Below are 12980 nucleotides of genomic sequence, written 5' to 3' on the forward strand. Positions count from 1 at the left end.
GTTTTGTTCGTTTAAAGGAACGCTTGTACGATTCCTGGACGAATGTTGCTTTTCTGGCCGCCTAGCGGCTCCTAAAAGTGGAAGCCTCCCCGGATCCTCGCGGGATTCGCAGGAGGCTTTCAATGCTTGCCGGCTTTCCCGAGATCAGGCGGCATTCTCGTTGCTGAGGGTGGAAACGAGGTCCACGACCCGGCGGCGGACCTTCGGGTCCTTGATGCGGGCGAAAGCCTTGTTGAGCTGCAACCCTTCAGTGGTCGACAGGAACTCGATGACGTGGGACGTGTCGCTCTCGTCCATCGCCTGCGCGCGGGCGGAGCTGTTTTCGGAAGGAAGGCCTTCGAAGAAGAACGAGATCGTGACCCCGAGGATCGACGCGATGTGCTGCAGGCGGCTCGCTCCGATGCGATTGGTGCCCTTCTCGTACTTCTGCACTTGCTGGAACGTCAGGCCGAGGGCCTCGCCCAGCTTCTCCTGGCTCATGCCGGTCAGGACACGCCGGATCCGCACGCGGCTGCCCACATGTTGGTCAATTGGATTTGGTGCTTTCTTGATCATCAAATTTACTCCTATCACATGCAAGTATTTGAAAATACGGTAACTATTTTAAAACGAATTGTGGCTAAACGGCGGCAAAAATGCGGTCGGCCAAAGACACAATTGTGAAAACACAATCTCTGGTAGTTCCAACCTGCCGCTGCACGCTACGGCAGGGAATATATGCTTCCAAGCGAGAAAATCCAGATGAATGCGCGGCATGAGCGCGCGACATATTCACAATAATGTGCGTTCAGGCGGATTTCCGAGCGCGCCACGCGGCGAGAATTGCGCCGATTGTGGCGAGCAGAAACAGTATAGCAATAATTGTACTGCCGGCCCTGGCGAATACCGTTGGTGGCAGCGCCTCGGGGAGGCGCGAATCGAGCACGCCGCTGACCCCCAGCGGCAGGCTGGCGACGATACGCCCGACGGGATCGATGACCGCCGATATGCCGTCATTGCCGGCGCGCACCAGCGGCAGGCCCTCCTCGACGGAGCGGGCGCGCACTTCCACGAAATGCTGGTAAGGGCCTGGTGTCATGCCGAACCAGGCGTCGTTGGTCACATTGAGCAGCCAGCTCGGCCGGTTGGTGGGATCGACGACCTCACCCGAGAAGATCGCCTCGTAGCAGATGAGCACGCCCACGGGCGGGGCGTCGGGAACGTCGAGCGTGCGCAGGCCCGGTCCCGGGGTGAAGCCCCCCCGCTGCTCGGTGAGCTGCTGCAGGCCTATCGACTCGAGAAAGGACTGATAAGGCAGATATTCGCCGAAGGGGACGAGGTGCACCTTGTCGTAATTGCCGATGATGGTGCCCGTGGCGTTGATGACATGAAGGGAGTTGTAGAAGCGCCAGGTCTCGTCGTCGAGATTCTCCTCGGCTCTTCCCGCCCCCGTCAGCAGCACGGCCTTCGGCGCCACGAGGTCGCCCAGGACCTTGAGCGCCTCATCGTCCTGCGCGACCAGGAAGGGGAAGGCGGATTCCGGCCAGATCAGATGGGTCACCTTGGCCATGCCGTCGGCGCCATCGGGTGTAGGTTGGCGCGAAAGGGCGAGATACTTGGCCAGGATCTCGTTGCGCATGGCGGGATTGAACTTGGCATCCTGCGGCACGTCCGGCTGCATGATGCGCATCTGAACCCCGTCGAAGAAGCGGGTCGGATGTTGGTCGAGGCGCCAGGCCCCGAAGACGGCCGTGGCGGCGAGGACGACGATGGCCAGGACAGGCCAACGCCAGCCGCCGGGGCGTTCCAGGGCGACGGGCGTCGAGAACAGCACGAGTGCGAGCAGGGTCAGGCCATAGATACCGATGATGGACAGGATCTGCGCGAGATGAATTTCGGCTGCGAGCGCATAGCCGAAGAGGTTCCAGGGAAAGCCCGTGAAGATATGGCCGCGCAGCCACTCGGTGGCGAAGACCGCGGCGGCAAAGGCGAGGATGCGCGCCGTTCCCCTCGACCATGCGAGGCGGGCGAGGGCAAAGGCAGCGGCCATGAAGAAGGCCAGCCCCGCCGGCAGCATCAGCACGGCGAAGGGCAGGAGCCAGGCAAACTGGTCGGCATCCACCAGAAAGGCGTTGCCGATCCACCACAGCCCGGCCAGGAAGAAGCCGAAACCATACCACCAGCCGAGCCTGGCGGCCGCCAGCAGGCTACGCGGCAGGGAGGAGGAGCCATTGGCGATGCCGTCCAGCAGCCAGATCGCGACCGGGAAACTGACGGCAAGCACCGGCGCGAAGTCGAAAGGGGCCATGGCGAGGGCGGCCAGCGCACCCGCGAGGAAGGCAGCGCCCGAACGGCGCCATCCGGTCAGCGCTGCGATGTACGAGGCAAGGCGGGCGATCACGTGGCGCCGTCGGTGCCTGCCTGGCCCGCCGCAGTTTCTTCCATCGGCACGGCGTCGGCGGAAGCCGTCGCGCCCTTCCTGTCACGCTTGTTCCTGTCCCGCGGCCTGGCACCGCTGGCACCCAGGGTGTGGATGCGCACCCGCTTCACGCGGCGGGGATCGGCATCGAGGATTTCGAATTCGAGCGTGCCCGGTCCCGGCACGATCTCCCCGCGCACCGGAACACGACCGGCAAGGGTCACCAGCCAGCCGCCCAGCGTATCGACGTCGGCCTCGATGTCGTCGTCATGCAGTTCGATGCCGATCGTGCGGGTGACGTCATCGAGGTCGGCCCGGGCATCGGCCGTGTAGATGCCTTCGCCCGAGGCGACGATCATGTCGCCATTGTCCTCGTCGTGCTCATCCTCGATGTCGCCAAGCACGATCTCGACGATATCCTCCATGGAAACCAGTCCATCGGTGCCGCCATATTCGTCGATCACCAATGCGAGCTGGGTGCGGGTCGTCTGCATCTTGGCGAGCAGATCGATCGGGGGCATCGACGGCGGCACGAACAGCACGTTGCGCATCAGGGAGCGCACGGAGCTCAGCGGGGCCGACAGCGAGATATTGCCGAGGGCAAGGCCGGCTTCCTTCGCCGCCGCGGACTTGGCGGCGCCCTCGCCATTGCGAGGAGCCTCCCCGTCCTTGGGCCGTTCGCTCTCCTTGGTCTTGCGGCTCCTGCGGGCGGCGATCGCTGCCCGCGAGGCGAGCCAGGCGACGAAATCGCGGATGTGGACCATCCCGCGAGGGTCGTCGAGGGTTTCGTTGTAGACGGGCAGACGCGAATGGCCCGCCGTCTGGAACACCTTGAGCAGGTCGCCGAGCGAAATATCCAGCGGCACCGCCACGATGTCGGCGCGGGGCACCATCACGTCGTCGACCCGCTTGCCGCGCAGGCCGAGGATGTTCTTGAGCATGGCCCGCTCCTCCGGGGAGAAGCTGGAATCCTCCGAGGCGCGCGCATCCTCCAGCGCATCGGCGAGGTCTTCGCGCATGGAGGGGTGGGATCTCAGGCCGAGCGCCGATTTGATGCGCTCGAACAGGCCTTCGGGGGCCTCGTGGGAACTGCTGGTCTGGCTGGTACTTCGATCGTTGCTGTCGGACATGGCGGGGTTTGTGTCAGCTTGCTTCGCGCAGCAAGGGCGCGTCGGCATAGGGGTTGTCGATGCCAAGCGTGGCAAGGATGCGCACTTCCAGCGCCTCCATTGCCTCGGCCTCGGCGTCGGTGAGATGGTCATAGCCGAACAGATGCAGAAGGCCATGAACGGTGAGATGGCTGAGGTGATCCTCGAAGCTCTTGCCGGCTTCCTCCGCCTCGCGGGCTATGGTCTCATGCGCGAGGATGATGTCGCCGAGCATGGGCGTCGTTGCGACGGCCTTGCCCTCCGCCTGGGGGAAGGACAACACGTTGGTGGGCTTGTCCATCTTGCGCCACTCGGCGTTGATCTCCCGGATGGAGGCATCGTCTGTAAGCACGATCGAAAGCTCGGCCCCTGGTGAATGCTTCAGCTTCGCGACGGCGATGCTTGCCGCCACCGCCTGGCTCATCCGGGCCTCGATGGCCTCGAGGTCCTGCCACAGATCGCTTTCCGCGGCGATCTCGATGGCGATGCTGTCGCTCATGGTGTGCTTTCGCCCGAAGGCTTCGTTTCGCTCTTGGCCTCGTAGGCACGCACGATCTTGGCAACCAGTTCGTGGCGCACGACGTCGCCGGCATTGAAGCGACAGATGGCGATCTCCGGAATGTCTTTCAACAGATCGACGGCTTCGATCAGGCCGGATTTCTGCCCTGGCGGGAGATCGATCTGCGTCGGGTCGCCGGTGATGATCATGCGGGAGCCTTCGCCCAAACGCGTAAGGAACATCTTCATCTGCATCGAGGTGCAGTTCTGCGCCTCATCGAGCAGGACCACGGAATTGGCGAGAGTGCGCCCGCGCATGAAGGCGAGTGGCGCGACCTCGATCATCCCCGAGGTGAGCCCGCGCTCGACCCGCTCGGGCGGCATCATGTCGTAAAGCGCATCGTAGAGGGGACGCAGGTAGGGATCCACCTTCTCGCGCATGTCGCCCGGCAGGAAGCCGAGGCGCTCGCCGGCCTCCACTGCGGGACGCGACAGGATGAGGCGGTCCGCCTCGCCCTTTTCGATCAGCGCCGCGGCGTGGGCGACGGCGAGATAGGTCTTGCCCGTGCCGGCGGGGCCGGTCGCGAAGACGAGTTCATGCTTCTGAAGGGCGCGGATATAGGCGTCCTGTGCCGGCGTACGGGCGGCAATGGTCTTCTTGCGCGTGCCCACCGAGGCGGCGCCGCCGGTCGAGGCAACCTTGGGCTTGCCCTCCGGCGTGAACAGCACGCCCTGGGAGCCTGCCATGCGCAGGGCGCCGTCGACATCGCCGAGTGCGATCTGCTGGCCGGCACGCAGGCGCTGGTAGAGGCTTTCGAGTACCCGCCTGGCCTGTTCGACGCCATCCTTCGAACCCCGCAGCGCGACGTGGTTGCCGCGCGCCGTCGCCTCGATGCCCAGCTTGCGCTCGATGAAGGCGAGGTTCTGGTCGTGCTGGCCGAACAACAGCGTTGCGAGGCGATTGTCCTCGAAGGCCGTGACGATCTCAGCCGGTGCATCCGCCGCCGGCATGGTTTGTGGCTGCGATGTCATCCGTGTCCGCCGTTCTTCGTCAACCTTCAAGCAACCTTCTCCCTGAGTGTCGTGCCTGAGACAATACCATGAAGCGACCAGGCGCCGGTGGTCGTAATTTCGACCGGCGCCACCGTTCCGATCAGGCTCTCGTCAGCCTCGACCTGCACGGCCTGGAGATAGGGCGAGCGGCCTGCGATCTGGCCCGGATGCTTGCCCTTGCGATCGAACAGCACGTCCATGGTGCGGCCGATGCTCGCGTGGTTGAAGGCCTTCTGCTGGCCTTCGGTGAGCGATTGCAGGCGGGCGAGCCGCTCGGCCTTGACCTCTTCGTCGATCTGGTCGGCCATGCCGGCGCCGGGCGTGCCCGGGCGCGGCGAATATTTGAAGGAATAGGCCGACACGTAGGAAACCTCTTCGATCAGCCGCAAGGTCGCCTCGAAATCCGCGTCGCTCTCGCCCGGGAAGCCCACGATGAAGTCGGAGGAAAAAGCCATGTCGGGCCGGGCATGCCGAATCTTCTCGATCAGCCTAAGATATTCGGCTGATGTATGCTTGCGATTCATGACATCCAGAATGCGGTCCGAGCCCGATTGCACCGGAAGATGCAAAAAGGGCATCAGCGCCGGAAGGTCGCGATGGGCCTCGATCAGGCTGTCGTCCATGTCGCGCGGATGCGAGGTGGTGTAGCGCAGGCGCGTGATCGGGTCGATGCGGGCGAGCCGATGGACGAGTTCGCCCAGCGTCCAGGCGCGGCCGTCGGGGCCTTCCCCGTGATAGGCGTTGACGTTCTGGCCGAGCAGGCTGATCTCGCGCACGCCGGCCCCGGCCAGGCGCTCCACCTCGGCGACGATGCTGGCGACGGGCCGCGACGTCTCCGCACCGCGTGTATAGGGCACCACGCAGAAGGTGCAGAACTTGTCGCAGCCTTCCTGGACGGTAACGAAGGCAGAGGGGCCGCGCGCCAGCGTCTTCTCTCGCCGGGGGGCGGGAAGAACGGCGAACTTGTCCTCGATGGGGAATTCCGTGTCGACGGGCTTCGCCGAGCGTGCCTTGGCGATCAGGTCCGGCAGGCGATGGTAGGTCTGCGGGCCGACCACGAGGTCCACCGCCGGGGCGCGGCGCAGGATCTCCTCGCCCTCGGCCTGGGCCACGCATCCCGCCACGGCGATCTGCATATCGCCCCCGGCGCGGCGGCGCTCGTCGCGTGCGACGCGCAGCCGCCCGATCTCCGAATAGACCTTCTCCGCGGCTTTTTCCCGGATATGGCAGGTATTGAGGATGACGAGATCGGCGTTGTCCGGGCTCGATGTCTCCACATAACCGGCAGGCGCCAGGGTATCGGCCATGCGCTGGCTGTCATAGACGTTCATCTGGCAGCCATAGGACTTGATGAAGACGGTCTTCGTGCCGGGATCACCTTGCGGGTTTGTGGAGCGATCAGTCTTGATCTCGTCGGGAATCATGAGTCTCGTTGTGGCCACCTATCAAGGCAGAAGGGATAGCCGGTTTCGGCCCTGAAGAGAAGGGCCGAGATCGGCCGGCGGGGTATCCCGGGCGCCAATTCATATGATGGCGGGGCATGCGGCCTCATATTCGGGCTATCGCGCGGAACCGAAGTCCACCGTCGCTATGATCTTCGCTGGCCGGCCTGGGGCGACACGCGGTATCTCCGGCGCGAGATTGAAGCTGCGGCGCAGCCGGGTTTCGGACACGCCGGGCAGCGCCGCCTTGACCTGTGCGAGATCGGCTGGACTTATGCGGGTGATCGGGTCCTCGCACTGGCCGTGAGCGTCCCACTGGTTCCGGGCAATAGGGCTGCCCACGGCGCTGGTGATTGCGCTGGCGGCGACATCGTTTCTCTTCACCTGGTTCGATGCCACCAGCGCCTGAATGGCTTCACCGAGAATCTCCGCCGAGTTCCTGAAGTCGACGTTTCGAACATCACCGAAGCGGCCGTCATCCTTTCCGTCGACGATGCAGTGCCTGGCCACGAAGAGCCAGTCATGGATCATGTAGGCGGGTGCGTAGCCCCAGGGCGACAGGCCCCTGAAGACCTGGGCAATCCTTGGGATGGAACCGCCGTCGGTGTACATCATGCCGGGTTGGATGACGGCACCGGGGCTGCCGGGGTTCCGGCGGCGAAATATCAGGGGCTGGTTGGGATCGGGGACGAACAGGAAATTGCCATCGCCGGAAGAACCGCCTTCTCCAACCCACATCACGAACACTCTTCCACTGAAGGTTCCAGGCGGCAGGCCAGCGTAATTGATGGAGACGCACCCAGCCAGGGCAAGGGCCAACACCAGGGCCAACGAAAGGCGGCGCAACATTGTTTCCCCCGATTATGTATTTATTCTTCAAGCATAACAGGAGACCGGGTTTTTTCCTGTGAATTATTTGGGCTTGGAAAGATGAGATCGATCAATAGGGGTCGTTGTGCTGGATTTTAGGTGCAAGGCGGGTCAGTGCGGCGGCGTGAAGATCGTTGAACAGCCCGTGCCTGGAAGGACTTGCCAGGCCTCTGCCCTTACCTGCACTGTGCGCCCAACATTCCAAAGCGATTCAGATCCAAGGCGATTCACAGCAATGCCCTTTGCCGATCCTTCCATTTTTTCCGACGAGGCCGTAGCGCCCGAAACTGCCGCCCTCAACGCCGATATCATTGCCAAGATGACGGCCCTCCCGGATCTCTGGGCCTTTCCGCCCGAACTGGTGCGCGAGAGTCGGCGCCAGGGCAGGGGCATCTTTCCGCAGCAGGGCAGGAGCCCGCGGGCGGTGGTGGTCGAGATCGAGGGGAGGCACGGCAAGGTGCCCGTCCGCATCATCGCGCCTGACAAGCCCAGCGGCGTCTACATGCACATCCATGGCGGGGGCTGGATGTTCAACCAGTCCGATTTCCAGGACGAAACGCTGGAGAAGATCGTGGCCGAGACAGGTATGGCCTGCATTTCGGTGGAATATCGCCTTGCTCCGGAGCATCCCTTTCCGGCAGGTCCGGACGATTGCGAGGCGGCGGCGCTCTGGCTGGTGACGGAGGGAGTGCGGCGCTTCGGCACCGACCGCTTCTTCATCGGCGGCGAGAGTGCCGGGGCGACCCTTTCGGCGGTGACGCTGCAGCGCCTGCGCGACCGGCATGGGCTCACGCCCTTCCGCGGCGCCAATCTGATCGCCGGCTGCTACGATCTCGGCATGACGCCCAGCGCCCACCGCTTCAATCGCGGCAAGCTGATCCTGACGACGCGCGACATCGCCCTGTTCGTGCGCGCCTACATTCCCGCCGGAATCGACCTTCGCTCGCCCGACGTCTCGCCGCTCTATGGGAGCCTGGAGGGCATGCCTGCGGCCCTGATCTCGGTCGGCACCTATGACGCTCTGATGGACGACAGCGTGTTCATGGCCTCCCGGTGGCAGGCGGCTGGCCGGGAGGCCAGCCTGAAGCTCTGGCCGGGCGGCTGCCATGTCTTCCAGGGCTTCGCCATCCCGATGGCGCACGCAGCTTTCGCGACCGAGATCGCCTTCTTCAACGCAAACTGACGGAAGCGGGCGTCGCTGCCAGGGAAGGTCCGCCTGGTTACACGGGCAGCGGTTCGCCGGCCTGCTCCTGGACCATGTATTCGGCATACCAGTCCGGCCAGCCTTCGTCATGCCCGCCCGTCCGCTTCTCATGCTCGCCATGCGCAGTGGCGGCGCGCCGGAGCGCGGCGGCGAGTTCTGCCGGCGAGGTGAAGGTGGTGACGGCCTCATCAACCCGTCCGGGCAGCCGCGTGGTGACCTCCTGCATCAGCCAGCCATTGCCATCGGGGTCCTTGAAGGCTGCGAAGGAGTTGTAGCTGCGCCGCTCCGGATCCGGCCCGGCGAGATTGGCGCCCCCCACGCTCTCGCGATGGTAGACCTCGCTCACCTCGACGCCGTGCCCGCCAAGCTCGGCGCGCGCCGCTATGATATCCGACACGATGAGATAGAGGCCTTGAGCGGAGCCGGGTGCGGCCGAGGTCACGCCTTTGCCGAAGTGGATCGATGTCGGCGAGCCGGGCGGTGTGAATTGGACGACCCGGAATGTGTCGCCCTTGACGAAATCGGCGTCGAGCCTCCAGCCGAGGCCGCCATAGAAGCGCTTTGCGCGGTCGACATCGGAAACGGGAATGACGGCGACTTCGAATTTCATGTCGACCGGTGGCGTCCTGGCGGTCGTGGTCGTGCCTTGTAGGGGAGCCTGAGTGCCGGCTGTGTCGGACATGGTCGTTCCTTTCGAATTGAAGTTGGACCTGGAAAGTCGGAATTCAGTCGAACGCTGCGCTGGAGGACCGCAGCGCCATGCAGGAACGGGCGCAGTGTACGCCTGTCTCATCCGGGATCGGAGCCCGAAGTGGCGGGCATACCTTCCAAGGTCAAACAAGAGCCGGAACAACTATGGAGATGAGATGCGGGATTGCCGGTCGCGGCGCGGGGCCCATCGCCCCCGGGCAACGCGGAAGGCACGGAAGTTCACGCCACTTCCGGCCTGAAGGGTGGCCGGCCGGAGACGAGCGCGTCTTCGAGGAGGCCGAGGCGGTCCTGGCCCCAGAACACCTCGCCATCGAGCACATAGGCAGGGGAACCGAAGACATCGGCGGCGACGGCGTCCTCGAGATTGTGCCGGTAGATCGCGGCGCTTGCCTCCGCCTTGGCCTGTACCAGCAGCGCCGGGCCATCGAGACCTTCTGCGGCGGCAAGGCGCTCCAGCGTTTTCTCGTCAGCCAGGTTCTCCTCCTGCTCCCACACAGCGGCGGTGGCGCGCGACAGGAAGGCCAGCGTATCGCCGGCATTCTCCTGGATCGCGATCACCAGCCCGTCGGCCAGGGTGGCATCAAAGGGCCAGTGGCGCGGTTGGAGGTTGAAGGAAAGACCGAGCTTCTCGCGCCAGCGCTGCAATTCGACGAGCCGGTAACGCTGACGGGCGGGGTGGCGCTTGGCGAGGACCTGGCCGCCCGTCTCCGCGAAGACGGTGCCGAGCAGCACGGGCTTGACCTGAACGGTGAGTTCATGCCGGGCGGCAAGATCGCGGAAGCGGTTGTGGCCGAGATAAGCCCACGGGCTGGTGAGGGAGAGATAGTAGTCGATCCGGCGGGACACGATGCTCATCCCAGAAAGAGGCCATCAAAGAAGAAAAGGCAGGGTTCCCCCTGCCTTCGGCGTTTCTCAAGCACGGGCCGCGCGCCGTTCCTTATCGCGATCGCGGCGGCGGTCCAGCACGGGCTGGTAGGCGATCGAGGCGTGATGGGTGCAATAGGGGCCCGTCGGGCCTACGCGGCTGCCGCAGAACCGGAAGTCCTCGCGGCCGGGATCGCCCAGCGGCCAGCGGCACATATGGTCGCGCAACTCCATGATGGTGACCCGTTCGGACATCGGGATCACGACTTCCTCGATGGGGCGCAGCTCTGGCGCGGGACGCTCCTCGATCACGGTGAGCGGAATGATCTGGGGCGCAAGGGCGGTGTTGCCGCGCACCACGGGAATGGAGGTCTGCGGGCGCAGCGGGTGGGAGGGAGCGCGGGTCGGCTTGACACGACGCTGCGGCGCCGGCGCTGGCGCCTTCGCGCGGCCAGACAAACCAAGCCTATGTACCTTGCCGATCACGGCGTTGCGTGTGACGCCGCCAAGTTCTGTGGCAATGGCGCTAGCAGAGAGACCTTCTGACCATAGCTTTTTCAGAAGTTCCACCCGCTCGTCTGTCCAGTGCATCAGCCTCTCCTGCATTCCGCCTTGTTTTCGCCCGAATTGCATACGCCGAATCCTTCTCCCTCAGCCACGATGTCGACGTGACATCGTTGCGTGTACACGCTGGAAGCTGATCGGAGTTACGAGACGCCGCACGAGATGTCGTGCTTAACGAAGCCTTAACTACAATAGGCAGTGACTCCGGCGCAAGAGTCCACCTGAACTCGCACGCGTTTTCCCCAGCTTCGGCATCAAAGTGAGTCTTTTCGGCAACAAATTTTGCCGTTTTTTACGTCACGGAAGCCTGGCGAAGGGATCAATGGGGAACCAGCGCCGGGCGATGTCGGCATAAACCCCCTGCTCCCAGATCTGGAAGAGGGCGTAGTCGATCGCCTGTCGCAGGTCGTTATCCTCCCGGCGCATCGCCATGCCGATGCCGTCTCCGAAGAAATGGCTGTCGAGAAAGGGCGAGCCCGCGAAGGTGCAGCAGCCCTGCGCTTCGGTGCCGTTGAGCCAAAGCGCGAGGCCGATGCCGTCACCAAAGATGAGGTCCACTTCGCCGTTTTTCAAGGCTGCCCTCAGCGCGGCGTCTGTTGGAAAGGGCGTCAGACGGGCTGTGGTGAGATAGGCTTTGGCATAGGCCTCGTGGGCCGTTCCCGCGACGACCCCGATGCGCTGCCCGGTGAGGCTCTGAGGGGTGAGCGGGGGCGGGGGCGCCTGCCTTCGTACCGCGAAGCGGGCGGGACGCAGATAATAGGGGCGGGAGAACAGGAGCCGCTCCCTTGCCTCCGCCGTGGGCACCAGCGATGCCGCGATGACATCGGCCTGGCCTTCCTCCAGCGCCGCGACGATGGTGTCCCAGCGGCGTGCCTGGATGGTGCAGGGCACCTTGAGCTGTCGGCAGATGGCTCGGGCGAGATCGACATTGAAGCCTTCCAGCGTCCCGCTCGAGCCCTGGAAATCGAAGGGCGGATAGTCGTCCTCCGTGAGGAAGCGGATCTGCCGGATGGAGCGCAGGTCAGGTTTTTCCGGTCGGCGATGCGGATCCCAAAGGCCGTAAGGTCCCGCGACGCTGGCGTCGGCGGCGCGGGTCCGGGAAACCGGCAGGACGGCGAGCGCCAGCAGACCTAGCAGTAGCAGCGCGAGCGAGCCTGTTCTCAAGTGATGACGGTCCTATGCCAACAGGGCGCGCACGACCGCCACCGCAGTGTCGGGCGAGGCATGCAGATCGAAAGTCGACCTGAACCGCCCGTTCCGGTCAAGTACGAAGACGTCGCTGGTATGGTCCATGTTGTAGTTCGAGCTGGTCGTCGGGACGACGGAGGCTTCGACGCCGTAGATATCCCAGGCGACGGCCAGATGTGCGCGATCGCCCGTCAGGCCGCGCAGATGCGGATCGGAGGCGGCGAGATAGGCCTTCATCTGCGCTGGTGTATCGCGCTCGGGATCGACGGTAATGAACAGCGCGTTGATGCGGTCGGCATCGGTGCCGAGCCGATCCAGCACCTGCGACATCAGGAACAGCGTCGTTGGACAGATGTCCGGACAATGCGTGAAGCCAAAGTAGACGAGGCTCGGCTTGCCCTGGATATCCTTGAAGGTGACCGGAAGCCCATCCGCATCGATCAGGCTGAAAGGGCCGCCGACCTGACCGGGAGTAACGCTGGTGCGAGGACGGAAATGCCAAATAGCCACCCCTGCGAGCGCACAAAGACCTGCGACGCCCGCCAGAGCTGCTCTGCGTGTGAAGGTAACCACTTACCGAGGAAGGGAGCTGGCCAGACTTTCGTAGCTGCGGCGCAATTCCACCAGTGCTTCGTCGATTTCGCGGCGCTGGCGTTCCAGATGCTCGATCTGGTCGCGAACGGTGCTTGCGCTGATATCGAGGCTGGCCCCCTTGCCATCGCCATGATGAGCAATCATCTCGCCGATCTCCACAAGGGTAAAGCCCAGCCGCTTGCCCTTGAGAATGAGCTGAAGATGCTCGCGATCCCGAGCACTGTATAGTCTGGTCAAATTGTCCCGGGTGGGATTGAGAAGACCCTTATCTTCATAAAAGCGCAAGGTGCGCAGCGTGACACCGAACTCTCGGGCGAGATCTCCTATTGTATAGGTGGTCGCGCCATTTTGGGTCTTCTCGTGATCTGCCATGAATACAGTCACGGGTTGCCCCTTTGCATTTGTTGCCGACGTGGCTTCCAACTTTGACATGGTCTCTCTCTCAT

General features: G+C 64.0%; 14 protein-coding genes. 1 reads left to right on the forward strand and 13 read right to left on the reverse strand.

Annotated features, from left to right (window positions below):
• Positions 1-144 precede the first annotated feature (144 nt).
• The 7 genes from AC6H34_RS15500 to AC6H34_RS15530 form a co-directional block, all read right to left on the reverse strand.
• Complete coding sequence (locus tag AC6H34_RS15500; RefSeq protein WP_448149100.1) at positions 145-555, reverse strand: helix-turn-helix domain-containing protein; 411 nt, start codon at positions 553-555, stop codon at positions 145-147.
• 232 nt (positions 556-787) lie between these two features.
• On the reverse strand, positions 788-2380 hold the full coding sequence (lnt, locus tag AC6H34_RS15505; protein WP_497539343.1) for an apolipoprotein N-acyltransferase: 1593 nt from the start codon (positions 2378-2380) through the stop codon (positions 788-790).
• On the reverse strand, positions 2377-3528 hold the full coding sequence (locus AC6H34_RS15510; RefSeq protein WP_448149098.1) for a hemolysin family protein: 1152 nt from the start codon (positions 3526-3528) through the stop codon (positions 2377-2379). The genes lnt and AC6H34_RS15510 overlap by 4 nt, the downstream gene beginning before the upstream one ends.
• A 13-nt stretch (positions 3529-3541) precedes the next feature.
• On the reverse strand, positions 3542-4045 hold the full coding sequence (ybeY, locus tag AC6H34_RS15515; protein ID WP_497539344.1) for an rRNA maturation RNase YbeY: 504 nt from the start codon (positions 4043-4045) through the stop codon (positions 3542-3544).
• A complete protein-coding gene (locus AC6H34_RS15520) occupies positions 4042-5076 on the reverse strand; it encodes a PhoH family protein (RefSeq protein ID WP_448149096.1) in 1035 nt (344 codons plus the stop codon). The genes ybeY and AC6H34_RS15520 overlap by 4 nt, the downstream gene beginning before the upstream one ends.
• A gap of 26 nt (positions 5077-5102) precedes the next feature.
• On the reverse strand, positions 5103-6521 hold the full coding sequence (gene miaB, locus AC6H34_RS15525) for a tRNA (N6-isopentenyl adenosine(37)-C2)-methylthiotransferase MiaB (protein WP_448149095.1): 1419 nt from the start codon (positions 6519-6521) through the stop codon (positions 5103-5105).
• 135 nt (positions 6522-6656) lie between these two features.
• Entirely contained in the window at positions 6657-7388 is a 732-nt protein-coding gene (locus AC6H34_RS15530) for a hypothetical protein (protein WP_497539345.1), read from the reverse strand.
• Positions 7389-7644: 256 nt separating this feature from the next.
• Between AC6H34_RS15530 and AC6H34_RS15535 the strand changes: the two genes are divergently transcribed.
• Positions 7645-8592 (forward strand): alpha/beta hydrolase, encoded by a 948-nt coding sequence (locus AC6H34_RS15535; protein WP_497539346.1) that lies wholly within the window; start codon positions 7645-7647, stop codon positions 8590-8592.
• Between the two features lie 37 nt (positions 8593-8629).
• On the opposite strand, the gene AC6H34_RS15540 is transcribed toward AC6H34_RS15535, so the two are convergent.
• The 6 genes from AC6H34_RS15540 to AC6H34_RS15565 all read right to left on the reverse strand — a co-directional run bounded on the left by AC6H34_RS15540 (position 8630) and on the right by AC6H34_RS15565 (position 12966).
• On the reverse strand, positions 8630-9295 hold the full coding sequence (locus AC6H34_RS15540; protein ID WP_497539347.1) for a VOC family protein: 666 nt from the start codon (positions 9293-9295) through the stop codon (positions 8630-8632).
• Positions 9296-9543: 248 nt separating this feature from the next.
• Complete coding sequence (locus tag AC6H34_RS15545) at positions 9544-10170, reverse strand: 2-hydroxychromene-2-carboxylate isomerase (protein WP_448149091.1); 627 nt, start codon at positions 10168-10170, stop codon at positions 9544-9546.
• 66 nt (positions 10171-10236) lie between these two features.
• The gene (locus AC6H34_RS15550; protein WP_448149090.1) at positions 10237-10779 is read right to left on the reverse strand and encodes a GcrA family cell cycle regulator; all 543 of its coding nucleotides are present in this window, start codon (positions 10777-10779) and stop codon (positions 10237-10239) included.
• A 270-nt stretch (positions 10780-11049) separates the two neighbouring features.
• The gene (locus AC6H34_RS15555; RefSeq protein WP_448149089.1) at positions 11050-11916 is read right to left on the reverse strand and encodes a transporter substrate-binding domain-containing protein; all 867 of its coding nucleotides are present in this window, start codon (positions 11914-11916) and stop codon (positions 11050-11052) included.
• 12 nt (positions 11917-11928) lie between these two features.
• A complete protein-coding gene (locus tag AC6H34_RS15560; protein WP_448149088.1) occupies positions 11929-12450 on the reverse strand; it encodes an SCO family protein in 522 nt (173 codons plus the stop codon).
• A 63-nt stretch (positions 12451-12513) separates the two neighbouring features.
• A complete protein-coding gene (locus AC6H34_RS15565) occupies positions 12514-12966 on the reverse strand; it encodes a MerR family transcriptional regulator (protein ID WP_448149087.1) in 453 nt (150 codons plus the stop codon).
• Positions 12967-12980 lie beyond the last annotated feature (14 nt).

The sequence above is a fragment of the Labrys sp. ALF-8 genome, from assembly GCF_059699065.1.